18 protein-coding genes and 1 CRISPR repeat array are annotated in these 24,837 nt (G+C 29.9%); of the genes, 15 read left to right on the top strand and 3 right to left on the bottom strand.

Annotated features, from left to right (window positions below):
- The first annotated feature begins 208 nt into the window (after positions 1 to 208).
- From cas10 to cas1, 10 genes are all read left to right on the top strand, one after another.
- Entirely contained in the window at positions 209 to 2,866 is a 2,658-nt protein-coding gene (cas10, locus tag MRU_RS05925; RefSeq protein WP_012955982.1) for a type III-A CRISPR-associated protein Cas10/Csm1, read from the top strand.
- 4 nt (positions 2,867 to 2,870) lie between these two features.
- A complete protein-coding gene (gene csm2, locus MRU_RS05920) occupies positions 2,871 to 3,302 on the top strand; it encodes a type III-A CRISPR-associated protein Csm2 (RefSeq protein WP_012955981.1) in 432 nt (143 codons plus the stop codon).
- Between the two features lie 13 nt (positions 3,303 to 3,315).
- Positions 3,316 to 4,083 (top strand): type III-A CRISPR-associated RAMP protein Csm3, encoded by a 768-nt coding sequence (gene csm3 / locus MRU_RS05915; RefSeq protein WP_012955980.1) that lies wholly within the window; start codon positions 3,316 to 3,318, stop codon positions 4,081 to 4,083.
- 90 nt (positions 4,084 to 4,173) lie between these two features.
- Positions 4,174 to 5,169: a type III-A CRISPR-associated RAMP protein Csm4 gene (gene csm4, locus MRU_RS05910; RefSeq protein ID WP_012955979.1), complete on the top strand. Its 996-nt coding sequence runs from the start codon at positions 4,174 to 4,176 to the stop codon at positions 5,167 to 5,169.
- Positions 5,166 to 6,368: a type III-A CRISPR-associated RAMP protein Csm5 gene (gene csm5, locus MRU_RS05905; protein WP_012955978.1), complete on the top strand. Its 1,203-nt coding sequence runs from the start codon at positions 5,166 to 5,168 to the stop codon at positions 6,366 to 6,368. The genes csm4 and csm5 overlap by 4 nt, the downstream gene beginning before the upstream one ends.
- A gap of 92 nt (positions 6,369 to 6,460) precedes the next feature.
- The gene (locus MRU_RS05900; RefSeq protein ID WP_012955977.1) at positions 6,461 to 7,828 is read left to right on the top strand and encodes a CRISPR-associated protein TIGR02710 family; all 1,368 of its coding nucleotides are present in this window, start codon (positions 6,461 to 6,463) and stop codon (positions 7,826 to 7,828) included.
- Between the two features lie 124 nt (positions 7,829 to 7,952).
- Positions 7,953 to 8,627 (top strand): CRISPR-associated endonuclease Cas6, encoded by a 675-nt coding sequence (locus MRU_RS05895; protein ID WP_048812440.1) that lies wholly within the window; start codon positions 7,953 to 7,955, stop codon positions 8,625 to 8,627.
- A gap of 1,111 nt (positions 8,628 to 9,738) precedes the next feature.
- Positions 9,739 to 10,017 carry a CRISPR-associated endonuclease Cas2 gene (gene cas2 / locus MRU_RS05890; protein ID WP_012955975.1) on the top strand — a complete coding sequence of 93 codons (279 nt, stop codon included), beginning with the start codon at positions 9,739 to 9,741 and terminating at the stop codon, positions 10,015 to 10,017.
- Between the two features lie 35 nt (positions 10,018 to 10,052).
- Positions 10,053 to 10,178, top strand: coding sequence for a hypothetical protein (locus MRU_RS12150; protein WP_012955974.1), 126 nt, complete (start codon positions 10,053 to 10,055; stop codon positions 10,176 to 10,178).
- A 143-nt stretch (positions 10,179 to 10,321) separates the two neighbouring features.
- A complete protein-coding gene (cas1, locus tag MRU_RS05885) occupies positions 10,322 to 11,326 on the top strand; it encodes a CRISPR-associated endonuclease Cas1 (protein WP_012955973.1) in 1,005 nt (334 codons plus the stop codon).
- 327 nt (positions 11,327 to 11,653) lie between these two features.
- Positions 11,654 to 12,413: direct repeats of the CRISPR family, unit length 37 nt; unit sequence ATTGCAAAAGCTAATCTACTAAAACAAGGATTGCGAC.
- A gap of 634 nt (positions 12,414 to 13,047) precedes the next feature.
- On the opposite strand, the gene MRU_RS05880 is transcribed toward cas1, so the two are convergent.
- The 3 genes from MRU_RS05880 to MRU_RS11935 are packed head-to-tail and all read right to left on the bottom strand — an operon-like array spanning position 13,048 to position 15,437.
- Positions 13,048 to 14,937, bottom strand: a complete 1,890-nt coding sequence (locus MRU_RS05880) for a hypothetical protein (RefSeq protein ID WP_012955972.1) — start codon at positions 14,935 to 14,937, stop codon at positions 13,048 to 13,050.
- Positions 14,934 to 15,287, bottom strand: coding sequence for an ATP-binding protein (locus MRU_RS05875; RefSeq protein ID WP_012955971.1), 354 nt, complete (start codon positions 15,285 to 15,287; stop codon positions 14,934 to 14,936). Before MRU_RS05875 ends, MRU_RS05880 begins: the two co-directional genes overlap by 4 nt.
- Before the next feature lie 9 nt (positions 15,288 to 15,296).
- Entirely contained in the window at positions 15,297 to 15,437 is a 141-nt protein-coding gene (locus tag MRU_RS11935) for a hypothetical protein (protein WP_012955970.1), read from the bottom strand.
- Between the two features lie 151 nt (positions 15,438 to 15,588).
- Here MRU_RS11935 and MRU_RS05870 point away from each other — a divergent pair, with 151 nt between their 5' ends.
- The 5 genes from MRU_RS05870 (at position 15,589) to MRU_RS05850 (ending at position 24,827) form a co-directional block, all read left to right on the top strand.
- Positions 15,589 to 18,447 (top strand): MrcB family domain-containing protein, encoded by a 2,859-nt coding sequence (locus MRU_RS05870; protein WP_012955969.1) that lies wholly within the window; start codon positions 15,589 to 15,591, stop codon positions 18,445 to 18,447.
- A 135-nt stretch (positions 18,448 to 18,582) separates the two neighbouring features.
- Positions 18,583 to 19,959 carry a hypothetical protein gene (locus MRU_RS05865; protein ID WP_012955968.1) on the top strand — a complete coding sequence of 459 codons (1,377 nt, stop codon included), beginning with the start codon at positions 18,583 to 18,585 and terminating at the stop codon, positions 19,957 to 19,959.
- Between the two features lie 13 nt (positions 19,960 to 19,972).
- On the top strand, positions 19,973 to 22,300 hold the full coding sequence (locus MRU_RS05860) for a serine/threonine-protein kinase (protein ID WP_012955967.1): 2,328 nt from the start codon (positions 19,973 to 19,975) through the stop codon (positions 22,298 to 22,300).
- Between the two features lie 140 nt (positions 22,301 to 22,440).
- Positions 22,441 to 23,913, top strand: coding sequence for an Eco57I restriction-modification methylase domain-containing protein (locus MRU_RS05855; protein ID WP_012955966.1), 1,473 nt, complete (start codon positions 22,441 to 22,443; stop codon positions 23,911 to 23,913).
- The gene (locus MRU_RS05850) at positions 23,910 to 24,827 is read left to right on the top strand and encodes a BsuBI/PstI family type II restriction endonuclease (protein ID WP_012955965.1); all 918 of its coding nucleotides are present in this window, start codon (positions 23,910 to 23,912) and stop codon (positions 24,825 to 24,827) included. The genes MRU_RS05855 and MRU_RS05850 overlap by 4 nt, the downstream gene beginning before the upstream one ends.
- Positions 24,828 to 24,837 lie beyond the last annotated feature (10 nt).

The following is a 24,837-nucleotide window of genomic DNA, read 5'->3' as shown; positions in this document are numbered from 1 at the left end:
TGGGTGATATTTGGGGTTATGGATATTTTTTATATAAAATAATAAGGTTTAATTAAATAATTTACTCTTTTTGCGTTTAATACTTTTTTAACTTATTTTATTTAATTTAATTAAATTTAAGTGATTATAGGTTATTTGTCAATTAAATTAAAAATTAAATCTTATTTTGTAACTTGTTGTTGAATTTATCTATTATTGGAGAAAAATTATGGATAGAAAAAATTTAGAATTTGCTTCCTTACTTCATGATATTGGAAAATTTTCTTACCGTGCGGAAAATAATTTTTCATCTGAATACAAAAATCTTGATAAAGATGATTTTGGTTATCATGGTGCACATTCTAAATGGTCTGCTAGCTTTATTAAGCATTATTGGAATTCAGATATTACTAATTTAGCATTATATCATCATAATCCTAAATCTGGTATAAATGAAGAAATAGGTTTAATTATTCAAAAAGCAGACCATCATTCTTCTGGTGAGCGCATAGATTCTATTAAAAATGATCCATTTAAAACTCCATTGCTTTCTATCTTTTCAGATATTTTAATTAAGCCTGAAAAAAATAAGAAATGCGATGAGTTATATGTTCCATTGGAAGAATTTGATTTGAATAGAAAGTGGAAAAATTCTATTCCAACTTCCATCGATAATGCTAAAAAGGGTCATAATTCATTGAAAAAGTGTTATTCTGCTTTATGGGAGAAATTTGAAAGTGAAGTGAAGCATTTAGAAAATACGGATGATTTTAATACTATTTTGGCTTTGTTAAAAAAATACACTTCTTGTATGCCCTCTGCAACATGGGGGTCTAAACCTGACATATCTTTGTATGACCATTCAAAGACAACTGCAGCCATTGCAGTGTGCAGATATCTGTTTAATGAAGAAACAGAGTTGAAACACACTTCATCAACTCAAGAAGTTTATTCAGTTATCAGCGGAGATATTTCAGGGATTCAGAATTTTATCTTTAAAATTTCTTCACCTCAAAAGGCTCAAAGTGCAATGAGTAAACGTTTAAGGGGAAGATCATTGTATCTGACTTTATTGACAGATGCGATTGCAAATAAGATAGTTCAAGATTTAGACCTGACTCAAGCAAATATTTTATTCTGTGGCGGAGGAAGATTCACAATTCTTGCTCCAAATACTGAAAAGGCTAAAAAATCTTTAAATGAAATACAAAAGGAAATAAATGCCTTTTTCATAGAAAAGTTTAATGCAGAATTATATTTGGCTATTGCAAGTGAAGAATGCAGTGGAAATGGACTTGAAAACTTCAGTGATATTACATCCATTTTATCATATAAGATTGCACAGGATAAAAAGCATAAATTTATTGACAATCTGGATGATTTATTTGATTTTGAAGAAGATTTGGATGGAAAATCTACTTGTGCCGTTTGCGGAAATCTCTTCAAACCAAAAGATGAGGAGGATAAGTTTTGTGATGACTGTGAAGAACATATAAAACTGGGTTCAAAAGTAACTAATGCAAGTTATATGATTAAGTGTTTCTTTAATGAAGAGTTTAAAAATATTTATGATAAAAATAAATTTAAAAAAGTCTCTTTCTATGAAAAGCCTTTAAACATAGCTTATATTTTTACTAGCAATACCAGTAAGAAGTCTGTTGACAAGACTTTTAAAGAAATAAAAGATATTCTTTCTGAATATGATGAATTTGTCGATAGATTTGAAATAATAAAGTTAAATGACACTGATTTCTTGGAAATTGAAAATAAATTTAGTTTAGAGGAATTAGATAAAATCTCATTTAGTTTTAGTTTCTTAGGAAATACTATTCCAAAATATCATAACAGAAATCCATTATACTTTGAACATTTAGCCCAAATCAGTAAAGGGGCAAATAAATTAGGTGTTCTAAAGATGGATGTAGATGATTTGGGAATGATATTTGGCGAAGGATTTAATCATGCCTTTAAAGATTCAGATGAGTCTATAAGCAGCATTTCCAGAATTTCCACACTAAGCTCTCAATTGGATCTATTCTTCTCAGGGTTTATTAATAAGATTGCATCAGAATTCTGTGTTTATGATGATGGAATCAAGGAATATTTCAAAAATGACCCTTCTTTCTTTGAATTAAACTTTAAAGAGGTAGAATTGAAACTTCAAAATGATGATGGCTCTAAAAATGAAGATGAATCCATCATTGTTTATAAAGAAAAGTATGGAATGGAACTTGACGACGAAATCAAGGAATCCATAAAGGAGTATAGTATTCCAACTATTCATATAAATTACTCTGGAGGGGATGATTTATTAGTGTTAGGTCCATATGATGATATCATTGAATTTTCACAAGAATTAAGAACAAGATTCAAGCAATGGACTTGCAATAATGATTCCATTAATTTATCCGGTGGAATTAACATTGTCTCTTCAAAATTCCCTATAGGCAAAGCTGTGATTATGGCTGAAAATTATCTTGAGGCTTCAAAATCCTGCGGTAAAGATAAGCTTACAGTATTTAATGAAGTTGTTCCTTGGGATGCTAAAGGCTCTAAATTTAAAGATTTCAATCAATTACATGAATTTGGCCTAAAATTAGAGGAATATAATTCTCAAAATAAACTATCAAAAAGCATAGTTTATTCCATGTTATATTTATGGAAAGATAATTTTGAAGAGCATTCAGGAATATTTTTCAATGAAGAAAAATGGGAAAAGGAGAATTTTGCGAAATGCAATAACAATAGATTTGTTCCTAAATTTGCTTATAGGTTAAGAGGTATGAATCAAAATAGTAAAGAATATGATGTTGTTTTAAAAGAAGGTATTAAATATATGCCTTGGATTAAAATACCTGTTTCATGGGTTAGTTTAAGAATGAGGTGAAAAGATGCCAAATGATTTGAAAGATGTTGAAAACAAAATTAAAGGTTTGAAAAGCTTAAAATATTATGAAATTGAAGAGTTTGTCAAATTTGATGGTGATGCAGATAAGATTACTAAACAATTACGAAATGATGACATTAAGACTTCCCAATTAAGAAAGTTTTTTGCTGCAGTTAAGGAAATCGAAATGTATGTAAAAGATAAAAGAGTTTGGGATGACAAGGCAAAAGTGGATTTCTACTTGCTGATGCCTAAATTAGCTTATGCTAAAGGAAGAAAAGTCATTAGTGAAAGATTTTTTAATTTAATGAAAATTACTATGGAAAAAGTTGGTTCTGGAAATAAAGAAGATACTTTAGATGATTTCTTAAGATTTGTGCAATTTTTAGAAGCTATTGTTGCATTCTTTAAAGTTAACAATCCAGGATCTTTATAAGGGGATGTTTTTTATGGAAAATTTAGAATTTCAAGGAAATGTTATAATTAAAGGAAAAATCGTTTGTGATACTGGTTTGCATATTGGCGAATCCAATGAAACTTTAGAAATTGGCGGAATAGACAATATGGTCATGAGGGATAAGAAATCCAATTTGCCATATATCCCAGGTTCTTCTTTAAAAGGTAAGCTCAGACACCAAATGGAATTGTTCAATAAGGATTCTGTAAGATATATTCTTGACAATCCAAAAGGAAGAAATAGGGAATATGCTCCTTGCAACTGTGGAAAATGTTCTGTTTGCAAGATATTTGGTTTTACCAATGATGAGGATGGAACTTATGTAGGCCCTACTAGAATAATCGTTAGGGATGCATTTCCAGATGATGAAACAAAGGAATTTTGGGAAAGTTCAGAAGGCGTATCCAGAGGAGCAGAATTAAAGACAGAAAATGTTATTGATAGAGTAAAATCAACTGCAATGCACCCTAGACCTACTGAAAGAATTCCAAAGGATTCAAAATTTGATTTTGAAATTGTATTTGGAATATATCATGATGATGATAAGGAAAACTTTAAGGAAATTTTCACTGCATTGAAATTGCTTGAAAATAATTATTTAGGTGGAAATGGTTCTAGAGGATATGGTAAAATCCATTTTGAGGATTTATCCTATTTGATTAGAAACAGGTCTTTCTATACTGATAATGCTGAAGAAAAGGTAATTGAACTTGGCGTTTTGTCTAATTTAGAAGATGAAAATTTAAAAATCGAATTATAAATTTGTAGATGAAAATTAAAAAGTGAATTATAGTTAGATTTTTATTTGAAATATAATTTGTAATTATAATTAAAATTTTTTATTTAAGTAATGTATGTTTGTGATAAAATGAAAATAGTTTATTTAAAACCTAAATCAACTTTTCCTTTTTTATCTTCAGATAGCATTTTCGGAGCATTAACCTATGGGATGGCAGAATTATTTCCAGAAAAACTTGATTCATTTATAGAAAGCTTTAAGAATAAAAATGACATTCCATTTTTAATTTCATCAGCTTTTCCATTCATTAAAAATGAAAACAATTATTTTAGATTCTATCCAAAGCCAATTACAAAATTCCAATCTAAAGACATGAAATTATCTAAAAAATTCAAAAAAATTAAATTTATTGAAGAGGATATTTTCTTGGAATTGGTTTCAGGCAATATTTCAAATGATGGGATCTTTGATAATTTTAAAGATGATTTATTCCTTGTGAATGAATTTAATGAATCTTTCTTAGTAAAAAAAGAAAATTCAGAAATTATCGATGGAAGTTTATTTTCAAAGGAAATCTCTCCCCACAATGTTATAGATAGGGTAAAGAATAATTCCATAAATATCTTTTATTCAGAGGATTATAGGTTCAGAGAAAATAAAGGCTTGTTTTTCTTAGTGGACTTTAAGGACTCTTCATTTGAAGAAATTTTCATTTCCCTTTTGAGATTTTTAAGAGATAAGGGTTTTGGCCATGACATTTCCTCTGGAAAAGGACAATTTGATTTTGAAATAGATGATTTTGATAAGTTTGATAATTTAAATAAAAGCCAATATTTCCTATCATTGTCTCGTTTCATTCCAGATGAGAAGGATATTTCTTTTATTGAGGAATTATCTGATGATGATGCTCTTTATGAAATTGGAGATAAGAGATCTCGGGATTCATTTGGTTTGAGAAAGAAAACAAGGTTCTTTAAGGAAGGTTCTGTTTTCCCGGATTACACTGTCAAATATGATGTTAATTGCGGTTGTTTGGTTGAAACTTCTGATAGGTCAATTGAATATGGATATTCCTTTAATATACCATATAACGTGGAGGAATTATGATGGTTAGATTGCAATTGGAAACAATTTCTCCAGTTTATATTGGAAACACTGGAAACGAGTATTCCCGTTCTGAATTTGCTTTTGCTAAATTTAGCGGCAAGAAGAAATTAGTCAGATTAAATTTAGATTTGGTGGCTAAAGAACTGTATCAAAGGGATGAAAAACTCTTTAAGGAATTTCTAAAGGTTCTTTCAGATACAAAATCCTTTAAAAATATTAAAACCAAAAAAGATAATAGTCAATTTAATAAAAATGAGAGGATTGCAATTAAGGGGATGCAAAAATTCTTGTATGATACAATTAGGCCTTATGATAAAGATTTATTTAAGAAAATTTTATCAAGTTGCTCATCTTATAAAGTTTCTCTGCAGTATGCTCCAGAATCCATTAAAGAGAAAAATGGCAAAAAGGTTTCAGTTACAAGAAAAGGGGAAAGCACTGCCGATATTGGTCTAATTAAGGAGAATTTAAAAACAAATAATGAGCCATATATCTCAGGTTCTTCAATTAAAGGTGCAGTTAGAAATGCCTTATTATATTCTAGATTAAATTTATCTAGCAAATCTAATCGTGATGTAGCTAGAGAGATTAATAATAAGAATAATAGGGATATTAAGAATATTATGACATATGTTCAATTTTCAGACACTTTTAATACAATCGAAGAGCCAAGCCTTTATGGGGTCGAATCAATTGGGACAAAAAGGAACACTTTTTCATTCTTTGAAACAATTGATAGGGGCAATGTTTTTGAATTTGAATATCGCAATACTTTCAATTCTAAGGTGCATAATCCTAGAATGTTAAATAACTTCGATTTATCTGTTGAATCAATATTTAAGCATATTTATGAATTTTCTAATGATATATTGGATGAGGAAATACGTTTTATTGAAGATACAGTTAACTTTGATTATGTGTATTCCGATGTTGACTCTGGAAAGTTATATAAATATTTCGATGATTTGAAGGATAAAAATACTGAAGAGTCTCCATTGTTGAGATTAGGTCAAGGCAGTGGAGCTTTAGGTGTCAGTCAATTATTGGAAGTTAAAAATTCCAGGTCTCCAACGGAATTCACCACTTTTAGAAAATTCAATCGTTTAGGTCATAAAAATCATTATGATTTCCCTAAAACAAGAAAATTGATAGTAAATAGCTTTGAACCTTTAGGATGGGTTAAGTTAAGTAAAATTTAATCCATTTTTTTTATTTTAAAAATAGCTTTGAACCTTTAGGATGGGTTAAGTTAAGTAAAATTTAATCCATTTTTTTTATTTTAAGTGATTTTATGTCTAAAAAAGAGCAAATTTTAATTTTAAGTTTAGGAGGTTCTCCAGAACCTCTCATTTATTCCATTAAAGAATTCAAGCCAGATAAAGTAGTCTTCTTATGTTCTCCTCAGACACTTAAGGAATGCGATGGCATTCTTGAAGAGACTGCTTTCAATGAGGAAAATGTGGAAATATACGAGATACCTGATGCTGAAAGCTTGGATGATTCATTTTCCACTTCAAAGAAGGTCTTATCCAAATTTGCAGATGATGGCTTTGAGGTTCGTGTGGATTTCACTGGAGGAACAAAGCCTATGGTTTCAGGTCTTGTCCTTGCAGTAATCGAAGGGAATTATTCTAATTTCAAATTCAGCTATGTGGGCCAAAAGGACAGCCAGAGCAGAACCAAAAATGGTGTCGGCGTAGTTAAGGATGGCTCTGAAATTACAAAGATGCAGATAAATCCATATAAGAAATATGCAATAACCGAATTTAAGAGAGGAAAGAACTTCTTTAACACATATCAGTTTGAAGCGGCCTTGGAAAATTTCCAAAGCGCCAAATCCAGATTCATTAAGGGAACTGAGCAAAGAAGGATATCTGAAATCTATGAAAGGATTGTCATACTTTATCAAAAATGGGACCTATTTGAAGATAAGGTTTCAAAAAACACAGATTTATTTAAATATCTGGGCTTTATAATAAATGATATTGAAAAGGATGAATTCATATTAAATGAATTTGAAAATATAGACTTCTTTATCCAAATGAAGAGAAATTATGAATTTTTGAGTTTCAAAATTAGGGGAGTTTCATATGATAGCGAAGACCCTTCCATAAAGGGCCATTTAAAGTTCAGAATTTCCTATTACCTTTCAGATTTATTCAATAATGCCTACCGAAGAATCGAAGAGGGCAAGTATGATGATGCTGTTGCCAGATTGTATAGGATCAATGAGCTGATTGCACAGGTTCAGCTTACCCAAAAGGGCCTGATTGACGATGACCAATTGCAGACTCAAAAGGAGTTTAAGGTAAATATCTCAAGCACAAAATCCAAAGCACATGCAAGGGACAACTATGATGAAATATTAGATTTCATTGATTATAACTCCAGCCTTAAGGAAAAGAACAAAGGTTATTTTGGCATTGCAAATGATAAGAGCTATGAGCTTTTAGACTTGTTTGGCATTAAGCAAAGCCCTAAGTTCGATAAGTTGAATTCCAAATTAAAGGAAAGAAATGGCTCTATTCTAGCTCATGGCCTAAAGCCGATGAATAAGAAAAAGGCAGAAGAGTTATATGATAAGACACTTGATTATGCTAAGGACTATTTCTCATTTTTAGATGAGGATATGGATTTGGCTAAGTTTCCAAAGTTTTAACATATTCCTATTTTTAGTTTAGCCCACTTATTATATGTGGGTTAAACGAATTTATTATGTTTCATTAATAAGATTTAAAATTTTAAAAAAACGTTTGATAAAATCACTTTTATTTAGGTGCACTATGAAAATAAATACATGTCATTTAGTTTTAAAGACTAATAAGAAAGTCAAGCAGAATCCTTCAAAGTTCAGGGGATATATAGGAAGGGAATTTGACAAGTATCCTATTCTCCATAATCATTATGGAAATAATAAATTCCTATACTCTTATCCTCTTGTTCAGTATCAAATCATAGATGGGCAGCCATCTATTCTAGGGATTGAAGAGGGTGCAGACATATTGGTTGACATATCCTCTAAAATTAAAGCGCTTAAGATGGGAGACAGCTATTATAGGGTGGAGGATCATTACTTATATTATAAGGAGTATGATGTTAGGGCCACTAGGAAATATCATCAATATAAGTTCTTAAGCCCTTGGCTGGCATTGAATACTAAAAATTATCAATCCTTTAAGAATATTAAGGATTGGAAAGAAAAAAAGAGCTTTTTGAATAATATTATGGTTGGAAATATTCTTTCCATGTCAAAGGGATTAGGTATAATAGTTAACAAAAGGCTGCATGTCAGCTCTCTTTTGGATGATGAGATAGCCGAATATAAAAATGTTCAGATGAATGCTTTCACAGGAGAGTTTAAGGTTAACTTCAATATTCCTGACTTCTTTGGATTTGGTAAAGGTGTAAGCCAAGGATTTGGTACGGTAATTAAGGTCACAGACCAAGAAGAAGACTAATTTTTACTTTTTTTATTTAATTTATTCTATTTTTTTGCATTTAATGCATTCTTTTTTTTAGATCATATTTTTAGCTTTTTATTTATTTTATTCTATTTTTTTTGCATTTAATGCATTCTTTTTTTTAGATTATATTTTTAGCTTGTTTCAATAACTATTTTTCTAAAAGAATATTTTTGATATTTTATTATGGAAAATAGTTAAATCCTTGTTTTTAGAATATTCAATGCAAACTGTTCTGATGTATTATAAAATAGGTTAAATGAGTCCTTGTTTTATTGGAAAACTCAATGCAATGAACTTAAAACTTTTATTGCAGAACTGGACAAAGTGTCGCAATCCTTGTTTTATTGGAAAACTCAATGAAATAACCCCTAAAATCCACATATAATATGCAAAAATTGAGAAATATTACACTTGTATCTGCGAATTATGTGCAAGTATGTGAAATATATTCACATTTATAATATTTGCACAACTTAAATAAAAACCTGAGGATTTAAAATAAAAATTAACAAATATCCATTTAAAATTTTAAGACTAAATTAATCAATTAAATAAAATTCAACTTGAAATAGAAATAATAAATCCATAAAAACCATATGTCCATTTAAAAAAATTATAAAATTTAATGAAATTAAAAAATTCCTGGAAGTTTTTCACTATTGCACAATAGGATAAAAATTATATGTCCATATTTCCTTAAAAAAAACAAGATTTTTCATTCCCATCTCCTAAAAAAACAATTGATTTTTTAAATAAATTAAAAAAGTATCAAATATTGGTGATTAAATTATATAAAAGCCAAAATTTGTAATTTAAAAAGATTTGATTTTTGAAAAAATAATGTAAAACTTTATATTTAACCAACTACATTTATTGTATGCACATACAACACTAAATAAATATTGGTAGATTTAGCATTTTTCTAAAATATTAATTATCCAATTAGAAAAATATCTAGTCTGTTTTGGCTATTTTATTTGATCATTGAATATTAATATTTGGAAACTCTTTTTATAGTTTAATGGTTTTAATTATCAGTCATGTTTGATTTTAGCTCTGTTTTCTATGAAAATTAATAAATTTTCTTTATTATTGGGAGGAAAATATGTTAGTTTTTGTAATGTATGATATAGTTGATACTCCAACACGTACAAGCTTGGTTAAAAAATTAAAGCATTATGGCTTGCATAGAATTCAGAAATCCATATTCTGTGGGTTTTTATCTATTGATGAGAGATTGAATCTTGCAAGCGAGTTTGATTTTTTCATGTCTTCAGAGAGGGATAGTATAATCCTTATCCCAACATGTGAATCCTGTGTTGATTCCATATTGATTGAGGGCAATCTGGACTTGCCTAAGAAATCCCTTTATGAGTTCTTATAGCCAATGTATTTTGTGCATTATTTGGATGTGGTGGTATGATAGAGAGATATATAATTTCTGGAGATGATGAAATATCCTATTGCAGTCAGTGCAGAAACTATGAAACTTGTGATGGGGATGACTGCGATCCCTACTTTGATGATGATTTATATGATTTGTGAGTTTTAATTAGCTTAAAAACTATAATTAAAGAGTTAAAGATTTAAAAAGAAAAAATGGGCATTTAATTTTAATAATAAATGAAAATAAGAAAATTAAAGAGTTTAAGACTTTAATAAAGAATAGTTATCAAGGAGTTTTTAAAATGAAATTAGTTGTAGACGGATTTGGCAAATCAGTTGCTAAAAGGGACAATCAAATTGTGATTAAGGAAAACGGAAAAGAGATAAACTATTATTTGGCAAAGGATATAAGCCAAATACTATTAACTGGCAAGGGATCAATTACCTTTGATGCATTGACCCTGCTTGCTGAAAATGATGTGGACTGCGTATCAATCAATTGGAAAGGCCATGTGGATTACAGACTCTCAGCTCCAGATAGGAAAAACGCAATTGTCAAAAAGGAACAGTACTTTGCACTTACAGACTCAAGAAGCGGCTATTTGGCTAAGGCTTTTGTAAGAGCAAAGATTGAAAATCAAAAGGCAGTGCTTGGAACCCTTGCAAAAAGCAGGGAAGAGAAAGATTATATTATTGAACAAAGAGAAAAGGTTTCAGAACATATTGGTAAAATAGAAAAATTATCTAATATCAATTCAGATAATATTAGAAATAATATACTGGGAATTGAAGGGCAAGCGTCACATGAATATTGGTCAGCTTTTGCTAGTGTTCTTGATGAGAAATGGGAATTTTTTGGCAGAAGTGGCAGAGGTGCTAAAGATCCGGTTAATTCATTGTTAAATTATGGTTATGCAGTAATAGAAAGTGAGATTTGGAAGTCAATATATTTGGCAGGCCTTGATCCATATTGTGGTTTTCTACATTCAGAGCGCTATGGAAGGGCTAGTTTGGTTTATGATCTTATTGAAGAATTTAGACAGCAGATAGTTGATAAGACAGTGCTCTCAATAGTTAATAGGAATCAGATTACACCAGATGACTTTGAAGAAGATGGCAATTATATTAAGATTCATGAGAGGGCTAGACGACTTTTGATTGCAAAAATATTGGATAAATTAAATAGCAAGATAATGTTTCATAGTAAGAATATTAGTTATTCAGATATTATTTTATATCAAGGCAAGCTTATGGCTGATTATTTAACAAATGGCGTACCATATGAAGGGTTTTCTCTTAGATGGTGAATAATCCAGAAAGCCATTTTGTGCAAACCTATCAATTTTTAATGAATTTTTATTTTTTCACTATTTTTTCCATATTTTTTTATTTCTCTTTTTTTCCTTATTTTTTTAATTAATTATATCTTAACCTTTATTTTTTTGATATTTTGATTTTAAACATTAATATAATTTATTCAATGATTAATATTAGGTAATATTAATAGAAAACTTTTTATTTTAATTGTGCAAATATATATAAATAAGGGTTAAGTTTTTAGATTTGCACAAAAACCCTATAAAAAGAAGCAATATCCATATGTTTTTGATATGTTTAGAGGAAATTTTTGGACTATTGCAAAAGCTAATCTACTAAAACAAGGATTGCGACATTTGGTCATTCTGCTAATAGTTGCTTCGTAGTCGATTGCAAAAGCTAATCTACTAAAACAAGGATTGCGACATCATATTCCACCATTCCTATGTGTCTAGCAATGTATTGCAAAAGCTAATCTACTAAAACAAGGATTGCGACAGATTTTTCATTAGTCATAAGAAATTCCTCCGTTCTATTGCAAAAGCTAATCTACTAAAACAAGGATTGCGACTTCTCCCATTTATCTGAGAACTCTTTATATTTCATAATTGCAAAAGCTAATCTACTAAAACAAGGATTGCGACGTTTATAGTTTTTTAGGGTTTTTAACATACCCTTATATTGCAAAAGCTAATCTACTAAAACAAGGATTGCGACCTTCTGCGCGTCATTTGTTATTTCATTCCTATTGAATTGCAAAAGCTAATCTACTAAAACAAGGATTGCGACATCTTTAAAGGCTTTGGCCTTTAACTCTTTATAGTATTGCAAAAGCTAATCTACTAAAACAAGGATTGCGACAAATTTCTCCGATTTTAACACCTGTGTAGTAGTTTATTGCAAAAGCTAATCTACTAAAATAAGGATTGCGACCTACCCTCTCTATCCATAAGGATTTATCTATATGTATTGCAAAAGCTAATCTACTAAAATAAGGGTTGCGATCTTTCTGGCCTCCTGCTTATAAGATTTGGAAAAAAATTGCAAAAGCTAATCTACTAAAATAAGGATTACAACACCTTCTTTGGAATCTGTTTCCTTTGTTTAATTTTATTGCATTGATTATTCTAACAAAACAATGATTGCTATGTTTATCCCTTCAGTTTTCTTATAAATAAAATTGCAATGATTCTTCAGCCTTTGTAGAAACCCTTTCTAAAAGATTTGTATGTGTCTGTAAATATTTTATAACACATCTTTTAGCTTGGTTTTTTCATTACGCAATCGATCACTTCATGAAAAGTTTACACCAGAAAATTTTCTCTTAACTACAGAATAACACTTTCCACATTCATTCTTCTGCCATAGACTTTAGGTCTGAAGACTGTTGCACTGTTCGAACGATAATGGCCATGCTCTTGTTTTAAGTGGTATTTGGTCTAAAGCTAAACTATTTTGTTTATGCGTTTCCTTAGTTCTTCAAAGTCATAAGCACTATAAATAGTAATGCGGTTTATATTTTTTCATTTGCCTTACGGCTGCAAAAGCAAATTGCAATCATGTTTTGGACATCTAGAGACTCCATAATGAAGGATCATTCATTGTACACATCGATAGCAATATGATTTACTGTATCCTTTTTCTTTTTGGTTCTTATTTGAGCGATATTTATCAACATAGTCACTTGTATGTCCAGTACCATCTAAAGCAATCAAATTCTATTAAATGTAAAGAAGTCTATGCACCGTTTATGGCTGCAAAGTCCTAGACATTTGTCCATATCAAACTTCAATACATAGTTTCCAGAATGATTCTTGCACTTGAATGCTGTTTCCAAACCATAAACGGCATCCCTTAATTTTTTAATTTCATTGATGTTCAAGTCATAGTTCATTTCATTGTTATGGGATGTGAGATTTGCTTTGTATAAAGACAAATCCAGTTCTTTGAATACATTTTTGTAATATTCTTCAACATCAGTGTCCTTAAACATTTCCTTAGCAAATTTCTTTGTTGGAGTGTAGTAGTCCCCTACAGTATAATGCTTTTTAAGAGGCAGAGGTATTTCATTTACCTTGCAGATTTTATCCAATTCATATTCCAGCTGGCGTCTGATTGCATTGCCTGCTGCAAAGGTGTCATTGTCATTTATGTACTGTTCAATCCTTTCTTTTTCATCTTTTTTACGTGACAGTGACGGTCCTATTTCCCTGTCCCAGTCAGTAATTTCAACAAATTGGAATCTGCCTTGTTGATAGTAATCGGCAAGCCTTGCCAATTGCTCAAACCATAGCTTGTTATGGGTGGTTATAATGAATTTATAGTTTCCAAAGTATTCAAACAGAAGGTTAATTACCTGTTCCTTATGTTCCAAGTCAACGGTAGAGATGATATCGTCTAAAATGATGAAATCATATTTATTGAATTCCTTTACAAATGCCAAAAAGAGACATAATCCTAAGGTATCAATATGCCCTTCGCTTGAAAATGACCTTGGCTCTGACTCGTCATCTTCAAAGAATAGGGCCAAAGTCAAGCTATTGGAACCTTTGATTTTCATTTTAGGGCTGTTTATGTCTTCATCGTAGTGTATATAATTGTAGAATTCAATGGTATATTCTTCTATTTGCTTTAAGATATTGGCAAGCTCTTCTTCTTTGATCTTTTTAAACAATTCATGAGATTTTTTGGAAACATCATATTGCTTTTGAATCTTTTCCAAATATTTTTCATTTTCCCTAATATTCTTAAGAATTTGTAGATGGTCTAAATTCCTGTTTATCTCATCTGTATTTGCTTGCATTTTACCTTTTATGGAAATGATATCTTTATTTAGAGAGCCCAATATTTCCCTGTCCATTTCAGATAGTCCTTTATCGAAATTTGACAAGTCATTTAATGATTCTATCAAATCGTTCAAATCATAGTCCAATGAATTGTGATTTTCACCATTGAAATCCTTTATTTCATAATCTAAATCTGATAATTGCTTTATTATAATGTTGCAGTCATTTTTCCAATCTTTAAACAACTTCAAGTTTTCATTGATTTTATCGATTTTTGGACTTAAATCATTTATGATTTCTTCGCTGTCAATGTATTTTTGACAAATGGGACATTTATCTGGATTTTCCAATAAAAGGTATTCCCTGGATTTTTCAAGCAATGAAACTAATGAATTGGTTGTTTTCAGTTCTGTCAAGGTGATATTTTCATAATTATCCAATAGTCTTAAATAATCATGATTTAGTTCTTCAATGTTTTTGTTTAATAGTTTATGTGGTTTGCTAAGCTTGTTTTCATCAATGTATTGGGTTAAATTAGTATTTTCATCAATTTGCTTTAAATTATTCTTTTTTAGAGAAGCATTAATCTTTTCATATAGGTCATCAGATTCGCAGCTATAAAATTGGGTCAGTTCACTGATTTTTTCATCATTCCTTTTGTTTAGAATTTTTATTTCATCATTAATGTCTTTGGATGCCTGTCGAAGCTTTGTCTCTATTTCATCATATTTTTCATAGGAGATGAGTCCTGTGATTTGATTGTATCTTTCTCTAGGCTTTGATTCAATGAAAGATAAAAGCTTTTTCCTATTCAATAAAAAAGAGCCATTCTTGAGTCTTCATAGATATCCTTCAATCGCCCTGGATTGAATTCTTCATTGAATGATCTTTCAATGTATTGGCCTCCTATCTTGGCTTTAACCAATAGGTCTTCCTTTGAATCCCCTTTATGGATAAGTGATTCGTCATGCTTTACTCCCTGAATTCCCTTTAGGGAAGCGACTTGGCCTGTGAAGAGGTATTCGAATGCCTGTGTAATTGAACTTTTTCCACATCCGTTAGGGCCACATAGCACTAAGGACTTTCCTTCAAAATCATATTTCAAATCCTTGATTCCTCTGAATGATCTAATCTCTAACTCTTTGATGTTGAATTTTTGACCCATATCTAGCACCTAATAATGTTTTTTAATCAGTTCCACAATTTCTTCCCTTGAAATGGTTTCTATAGACCCTTCCAATTCGTTTATAAAGTCTTCATTGTTTGCTTCCTTTCTAAGTTCATTAAAGTATTTTTTTAAAAGTTCATCTTCCATGAAATCAATCCTGTGGCATAATATTTTTATATAATATTTTTTGTTTTTTGAATATTAATATTTTTCAAAAAATATATTATCTTTTGTTAATATATTTATTATTAGACACCATAATGAAATATTTAATAAAAAAATATGATAAGGGGTTTTTATGCCCAATATAGAAAAATATGCTTATATATTAGATGATTTTAAGGAAATCTTAGATATTTATCCAATCGAGTCTAAAAAGCCATATAAAAACAATGAATTTGCAGCTAAGATGAGAAATGATATAGCCGATGATTTCAACAAGTTTATTCTTGATATGGTTTCCAATAAGGAGAAATACCATTCAAAAATCTCTCCTGGAATGATGGATTGGTCTAAAAAACCATGGGCTGGATTTTACCATAAGGATGTTACCAATACTTTCAAATTTGGTTTTTACTTGATTTACTTGTTTGAGGGAGACGGTTCCGGTTTTACATTGTCCCTTGGCCAGGGTGTCGACGATGCTGAAAAGAAATTGGTGAAGAGATCCGAATACCTGAATTATATGATTACAGAAAATGAATTGAAAATACCTGATGGTTTTAAGCATGAAGCCAATGTTGGGGAATCAATCATTCGAAAATTCTATAAAAAGGAAGAATTGGATCTGGAAGAGTTTTGCAATGATTTGGAGAAAATGATAAAAATATACGAATCTTTAATTCCCCATTACAATGAATTAAGAGCAGGTGAAGAGCCTTCCAGAAAGGATGTGCGTCCAAAGAATTCCGGAAGCAAAGTCTGGAGAATTTCTCCAGGAGGCTCAGATATTTATGATGAAGCTTGGGAAGAGTTCAAGCAGGAATCATATATTGGCGTAGGCTTTTATCATGGAGAAATTGATTATTCCACATTTAAAAACAAATGGTCCTTGGACAGATATTTAGATAAGGATGGTGTCAAAGACCCTTCAAAGGCTATGCTTTGGAAATTCGTCAATTGGGTTGAAAAGGGAGATATTATCGTAGCGAATAAGGGAAAGAGCAAATTAGCAGGCATTGGAGTAGTCACTGGCGATTTCATTCCTTTGACAAAGAATAAAAACAGGAACAAATTCGGATTGGACAATATTTACCCTGTTAAATGGATTTACACCCCTGACGATTTGGAAATTTCTAAAAACTTCTTTGCAAGACATACCTTGGTTGAATGGCAAGGGGATAAATGGAATCAGCTTTTGTGCGTTTTGGCAAGAAACGATGAAGTCCTTAAAGAGAGAATTTTGAAGAAGATATATGATGAATCATATAAGCTTTTGTTTGAAAGAGAAGATTATCATCATATGGAAGGCTATAAAACAGAATCCAAAGAGATAAATGATGTTTGGAATGATTTATTGTTAAAATACGAAAATGATGAGGATATTGTTGATGATGTATGGGATAGACTTGTCAATCGCAAGATGAAGGTTCATGGAGACGGAAGTAAGAATATCAAGGCCTCCATTAAGGGAAAATTAAAGATAAGCGATGAAGACTTAAGCAAAACTGCCATTTTATTATTTGAAACATTGAAAGGATTGATAGGAAATAGGGATGAAGCAGATCAAAAGAGAATAATCAAGGAATTCAATGACAGCGGATATAGCAAGGGATTCAAATCAGGCAGATTCAGTTCAATTCTTTATTATCTGGACGATTATTATTATGTAATCAATCAAAAAACCATTGATACTGTTAAACTCCTGTCTCTAATTCTAGGGGATGAAATCCTCTTGTCAAATGAATTGGATCGCTATATAAGCAACAATGCAAAGTATAAAGAGTTCATACATAATTTAAGGAACGCTTATTATTATGATAAATATGATGTATTTGAATTTAGGGCATTTGATGCCATTTGTCATTATCTATGCTCCACTCCACCAATCTACTTTGCTACAAATAAAGCTGAAAAAATTCCAATAGAATTCTATGTGGATACCGATGAGATTTTAGAGGGCATAGATGAAAGCGAGTTTGATGAGATGGATTTGGATGACGAGGAGATTGAGGAAATCACTGAAGTCTATATTGAAGAGACAAAATATGAACTTTTAAACATCAATCCTCCATTATTGGAATCCAAGCTTCAATCATTTGCCATTGCTGAAACTACAGTAAATCAATTGTGCGCATCACTTAATGCCGGCAAAAACATAATACTTGACGGAACTCCAGGAACTGGTAAAACAGAACTTGCAATCAAGTTTGCAACTGCAGCAAGCGACAATAACTTCATTGACGGTTACATTTTGACTACGGCAACTTCCGATTGGTCCACTTTTGATACGATTGGAGGGCTGATGCCTAATGAAAAGGGAGAACTCTTTTTCTATCCCGGCAAATTTCTGGATGCAATTGCAGAAAACAAATGGCTGATAATTGACGAAATCAACAGGGCCGACATAGACAAGGCATTCGGTCAATTGTTTACCGTTCTTTCAAAGCAGGATGTGGAGTTGCCATACAAGGAAAACGGCAAGCCAATCAAAATCAAGCTATGGGATGAAAACTATTCCAAGCATGATAAAGAGAAATCCACATATTACATCGGAAACAACTGGAGAATAATTGGAACAATGAATGTGGATGATAAGGACAGTCTTTTTGACCTTTCTTATGCATTCATGAGAAGATTCATGTTTATTGAAGTGGACTTGCCAGAGGAGACCCAATATAAACGACTCATTAAAATGTGGTCCAATGATCTCTCTGAAGAATATACTAACAATCTCCTAAGGGTTTATGACGTAATAAAATTCAGAAAATTAGGCCCTGCTATATTCAAGGACATGACTGAATACATCAAATTCAGGGATGAAATAAGCGACGACAGCACAGATTTAATTCTTGCAGAAGCCATCAGTTCTTATATAGTTCCTCAATTCGAAGGACTTAATAGAAATAAGGTTGAACAAATCAGAAAACTTATGGGAGACATTGGTCTGTCCCAATATTTGGATGAGGAATTGAAGGAATTGATTCCTAAATTTTAGGTTAAAATGGATATAGTTTTAATTAGTTTTAGCTATAAGAATTTCAATGGTTTATTAAATTTCATTGATTATTCTTTAGCTATCTTTAATTAAATAAATTTTATATGAAATTTTATAAAACGGTTGAGTACTCATATGTATCAAGTTAGTGAAAAAGAAAGTTCTGTTTATAAATACAAAGCTCTTGGAACTTCAAACGATAGGGAAATCAAATCAAAGGATGTCAATGACCATTATAAAGTCACAGAATACAATATTGATTTGATTTATAATGAAATCAAGGAATTCATTCATTACTATTTATTTTCAGGTGAAATCAGCACTGATTTCACTATAAAAGTCCAAGATTTATTCGAAATGGATGATGATGACTTAAGAACCTTGAAGACAGTGCATTTCTTACTGAGCGATGAAGTCCGAGACTTAATTCAGATTTTACCATACCTTCTTAGAAATCTTTCCCATTCTACTCAAAAGGAAAAAGAGGAATTTAATGGAATTGTTAGAGGAAGAATAGATTGGAATGCAACTTTAAAGACAAGGTATGCCAAAGGATTCAATGACCCTAGCCTTTTTGTTTGCTCTCCTCCATCCAAGTTCTATGATCTTGAAGAAAATCAGCTATTGAAGTTTGTATTAAGGAAGATAATCAGCTTGAAGAACAATTATCTCGATTTTGTGGATTTTATAAGAAACGATGAAGAGAATCCTTTTGATATAGAAAGCTTGTCTGATGAAAGAGATTGGTATGAGATTGTTGGAAACAATTACAAGATGGCAAAGAAAACATTGAAAAAGGTCTATTTTGATGACATTTCAGATGTTAGGATAATTAAGGCAAAGCATATTAGAAAAGCATTTAAAAACAGGAATGTTCTTTATCATAGGGTAGCAAGAGCATATATCCTTTATGAAGACCTATTCATTAATGAAGATATTGAATTATTGAAGGAATTGGTAGAGCATAGATTGATTAAAGCTACCAATCCAAATAAACTGTATGAGATTTATATATTCTATTCATTGGTTAGAGCACTTCCTAGTCCTGAATTAAGATTATTGCATAGTGGAAATGATTATTCTACCTTTGATGTGCTTGAAGACGGAACCAAAGTGACAGTTCACTATCAATACCTTCCAAAGCCTCTTCAAGAGGTTTCAGAGTATGCAGAGATTTTAAGAAATTATAATATTCAATGGGCATATAGGGCTCCGGATATTATTTTAGAGTTTGAAAAAGAGGGCAAAATCACTTACAGGATAGTTGAAGTTAAAAACAGTAGTAGCGCTAATTATGTAAGGGATAGCGTTTATAAGGTCATGGGATATTATAAAGACTTTGAGAGGATTTTGTATAATGAGGAGGCTACTTTTACTGAAAACTGCCCTATTGTTCTTGTTACTTGGGGTGGAATAAGAATAAAGGATAATTATGATCCATTTAAGGATAGCCTTATTGTTCTTAATAGGAACGAGTTTTTAGATAGTTTGGAAAAATTGATAAATTTATAAGATATGTGATTATGTGATAGATAGGATTGATATAGGGACAGTTTTAGGTAATGAATTCATTGTCATTGATAAATACGGTGGAGAAGGAAAATCAGGATTTGGCACTGTCTTTATTGTATATGATGATGATTTGAAAAAAGCTTTAGCACTGAAAACATTACAAGATAAATATCTTAATGATGAAGAAACTATAGGAGATTTTAAGAAAGAGTCTTTAATTTGGACAGAACTGAAACATCCAAATATTGTTGAAGCATTGGGATTAGATATTATTGATGGTAGATTATTTATTATAATGGAACCTATTTTTAGTTTTATGGGTAAACAATCATTAGATGATTACTTTTTTGAAGGTCTGTCAGATTATAAAATTTTAGATTGGGCTATCCAATTTTGTTATGCTATGGAATATATGGAGGAACAGGGTATTAAATATCATGGGGATATAAAGCCCCAAAATATTTTAGTTTGGGATAATGAGATTAAGATTACTGATTTTGGCTTAACAAGTTTTATTAATGAATCTAAAATTTTTAAAAATAAGAATGTAGGAAATTATTATATTTCAAATGGAAAACTTTGTGGAACTAATGCTTATATGGCTCCAGAATCTTTTGAGGGGATAAATAATATTTCAACAGATATCTATAGTTTTGGAATAGTTCTTTATCAGATGATAAATAAGGGTAATTTGCCTTTTGAAGCAGAAAACAATTTTGATAATGAATGGGAAGAATTGCATAAAAAAGCTGAAATCCCTTATTTTGATCATATATTATATGATGTAGTTCTGAAGTGTTTATCAAAAAATCCAAAAGATAGATATGATTCTTTTAAAGATTTAAAAAGAGAATTAATTTCAATATTTAAAGAAACTTTTGATGAAGAACCATATGTTCCAAAAGAAAAAGATTTTGAAAAAGATTCTAATTACTATTATTTTAAAGGAAATTCTCTTGCAAATGTTGGCGATATTGAAAATTTTATTTCAAATTATGATAAAGCTATAGAACTTAATCCTAATTCCTCTGATATTAGGATAAATTATGCAATAAATTTGATAAAATATGGGTACTATGATGAAGCTTTAAATCATTTAAATCTAGCTAAAAAGATATTTGATGAAAATAATAAAAATTTTGTTAGTTTAGATAGATTATATTTTAATTTTGGACATGCATACCAATCAAAAGGTTATTTAAATAAAGCAATTGAAAATTATGAAAATGCTATTGAAATTAATGAGAATTATTTAGAATCATATGTTAATTTAGGAAATATTTATAAAGAATTAGAATTATATGAAAAAGCATTAGAAAAATATCAATTAGCTTTAGATATTAATCCTAATTTTTTCATGGCTTTGATTAATATGGGTGAAGCTTATAGTTTTTTAGGCAATTATGAAGATTCTGAGAATTGTTTTTATAAAGCAAAATATCAAAATATCAATGAGGATTTATATTCTTTATGGGGAGAGAGTTTAAGACGATTAAATAGGGAACCTTATGCATTAACAAAATTTTTTGAAATTCTGAAAATCAATGATGAGTCTATGTATGCTTATTATAATATAACAATTTCTTATTTAATTTTAGATAATTTGGATCAAGCAAAAGAATATTTTGGAAAAGCTTTAGATTTATTTGGAGATAATATTACATATAAACTTGATTTATCTAAACAATTTTTTAAGTATGGTTTTCAAGAGGAATCTTTAGAAATTTTAGATGAAATTATAGAAACTAGTGAGGATAATAATAAATTTTTTGCTTTATTTCAAAAATTTAATATTTTTAAAGATTCTGATGTGAAGTATTCAACTTCAATTTTAGATGAAATTATTTATTCTTCTGCAGATGATGAATTGAAATCTGAGGCATATTGTGATAAAGCATTATTTTTAAAGGATTATGAAGATTTTGATTTAATTTTAGAATATTTTAATGAAGGTTTGAGTTTAAATCCATATAATATTAGAATTTATTATTTAAAAGGCTGTTTTTGTCATGAAAATGAAGAGTATGAATTGGCCATGCAAACATTTGAAGAAGGCTTGTTTATAGATAAATATAATAAAGAACTTTTGTATGAAAAATCAAGATTGCATTTACTTTTTGGGGAATGTGAAAAATGTATAGGCTGTTGTGAAAAATATTTGGAAATCGGTTATCCATCGGCAGAAATTTACTTATCTAAAGCATTAGGATTTATGGGGTTAGAGGATTATAATGAATCTTTGAATTTTTTAGAATTAGCGCAATCTTTAGTTATTGATGAAGAAACAAAAGAGATGATTTTAGTTACTAAAGTAACTATAGAAAATTTTTTAGAAAGATAAGAATTTATACTTAATCTTTTTTTCTGCATTAACTTTAAATACGAAATAAAATATTTTTCATTATAAAGAAATAAAAGTTTAAAATTAAGAATATAATTAAAAATAATGAAATTAATATATTAAAATGATGGTGATTTTCTGTGTTAAATTATGTATCAAACGAAACTAATTCATTTCTTAATTCAATTTCTAAAGAAGAAAGGAAAAAAATAGGCCAATTCTTTACAGATGTTGATGTAGCAAAGTTTATGGCCCAATTATATGTTCCTACTAAAAAACATTTAGATATTTTAGATCCTGGAGCAGGATCTGGCATACTCTCTGCTGCCATTATCTCACAATTAGAAAATACTGATGTTGATTCAATAAATTTAACTTTATATGAAAATGATTCTCGCATCTTGCCTTTACTTCAGAATAATTTAAAATTCATCTCAGAAAACACATCAATAAATTTAAAATATGAAATCATTGAAGAAAATTATATACTTAACAATTCATTCAGCATTGAATCTCAAGAGTTTTGCAAAAAAGAGTATGATTTTGTTATTGCCAATCCACCTTATTTTAAAATATCAAGAAAAGCACCAGAAGCTCAATTGATGGAATCAATATGTTATGGAGCGCCCAATATCTATTTCCTATTCATGGCAATGTCTTTACATCACTTATCAAAAGATTCAGAAATGGTATTCATTGTTCCTAGAAGTTGGACTTCAGGAGCATACTTTAAAAAATTTAGAGAATATCTCTTAAGTGCTGGAAAAATTAATCAAGTCCATCTTTTTGTCAGTAGAGATAATGTTTTCAATAAGCAGAATGTATTGCAGGAAACAATAATTATTCATGTAATAAAATCTAAAAAGCCTTTGGAATCTATAAAGATTTCTTCATCATCCAATAATGATTTTAGTGATATTGATGAATTTGAAGTCCCTTATGATTTAGCAATTTCCAATGATGAAAATCATTTTGTTTATCTGCCTACCAATAAGGGGGAGGTAAAAGTTTTAAATGATGTTCATAAATTTGATAGTTCTTTTTTAACAGAAGAAATCAAATTACGTACTGGACTAACTGTAGATTTTAGAAATAAGAGCTATTTGGAAGAAAAACCAAATAAAGATAATGTTCCTTTAATTTATCCTTTCCATTTTAACAAAAATTTCATTACTTTTCCTGTCGAACATGATAAAAAACAATATGTTAATATGGCAAAAAAGGGTTTAATTCAAGAAAACAAAGATTATCTGTTTCTTAAACGGTTTACTTCAAAGGAAGAAAAAAGAAGATTGCAACCAGCAATTTATCTTAAAGAAGATTTTCCAAACTATGATTATATATCAACTGAAAATAAAATTAATTTCATTGAGTCCACTAATGATGATGATTTGTCAAAAGAGCAGATTTATGGCTTATTTGTTATTTTCAATTCAACAATGTATGATAAATATTATAGGATTTTAAATGGAAGCACACAAGTCAATGCTAATGAAATCAATTCATTGAATATTCCTTCTAGAACTAGTTTAGAAAATTTAGGAAGAATTTTAATTAATAAAAATGATTATTCTGTAGAATCTTGTGATGAAATATTGGAGAGTATTTTATGAGTAAATTTTATGAAGCTAAATCAATTTTAAAAAATTTGGAAGTGCCTGATAAACAACAATCAGATATATGCGTATATACATTTTTATCTTTGCTGTCTGTTTCAGAAGATACAAAGTGGGAAGATTCAACTAATGAATGGATCAGAATTCATGATGTCATCCAATTCATAAAGAATAATTATGGTGTGGTATATGCAGAAAACAGTAGAGAAACTATTAGAAAGACAGCAATGCACCCTTTTAGAGATGCAGCTTTTATTGAAGACAATGGTGTGCCTACTAACTCTCCAAGATACAAATATAGGATAACTGATGAATTATTGGAAGTTGTTATTAGTTATAATACTTCTAACTGGGGTTCTGCTTTAAGTTCATTTAAGGAAAATCATGAAACCCTAATTGAAATTTATTCCTCCAAGAAAGAGATGAGGAAAATGCCTGTAAAGATTAATGGACAAGATTTGACCTTTTCACCAGGAAAACACAATATACTTCAAATATTAATCATTAAAGAGTTTGCTCCAAGATTTGCTCCTAATTCAGAATGTCTGTATGTTGGGGATACAACTAAAAAAGATTTGATAAAGAACACTGAAAAATTGCAGGAATTAGGGTTTGAGATCAGTTTGCATGATAAAATGCCTGATGTCGTATTGTATTCAGAAGAGAATGATTGGATTTACTTTGTTGAAGCTGTAACAAGTGTAGGTCCTATGAGTCAAAAGAGAGTGAATGAGATTGAAAAGATGACTGAAGAAGTTGAATCAGGGAAAATTTTTGTGACTGCTTTTTTAGATATGAAGGATTTTAAAAAGTTCTCTGAAGAGATTGCTTGGGAAACTGAGATATGGGTAGCTAGTTTTCCTGATCATATGATTCATATGAATGGAGATAAATTCTTAGGTCCAAGGTAATAATTTTATT

This window comes from Methanobrevibacter ruminantium M1 (assembly GCF_000024185.1).
In the GTDB taxonomy this organism is placed as follows: domain Archaea; phylum Methanobacteriota; class Methanobacteria; order Methanobacteriales; family Methanobacteriaceae; genus Methanobrevibacter; species Methanobrevibacter ruminantium.
Note: the sequence above shows the minus strand (reverse complement) of the source record. Positions and strands in the feature narration are given on the sequence as shown.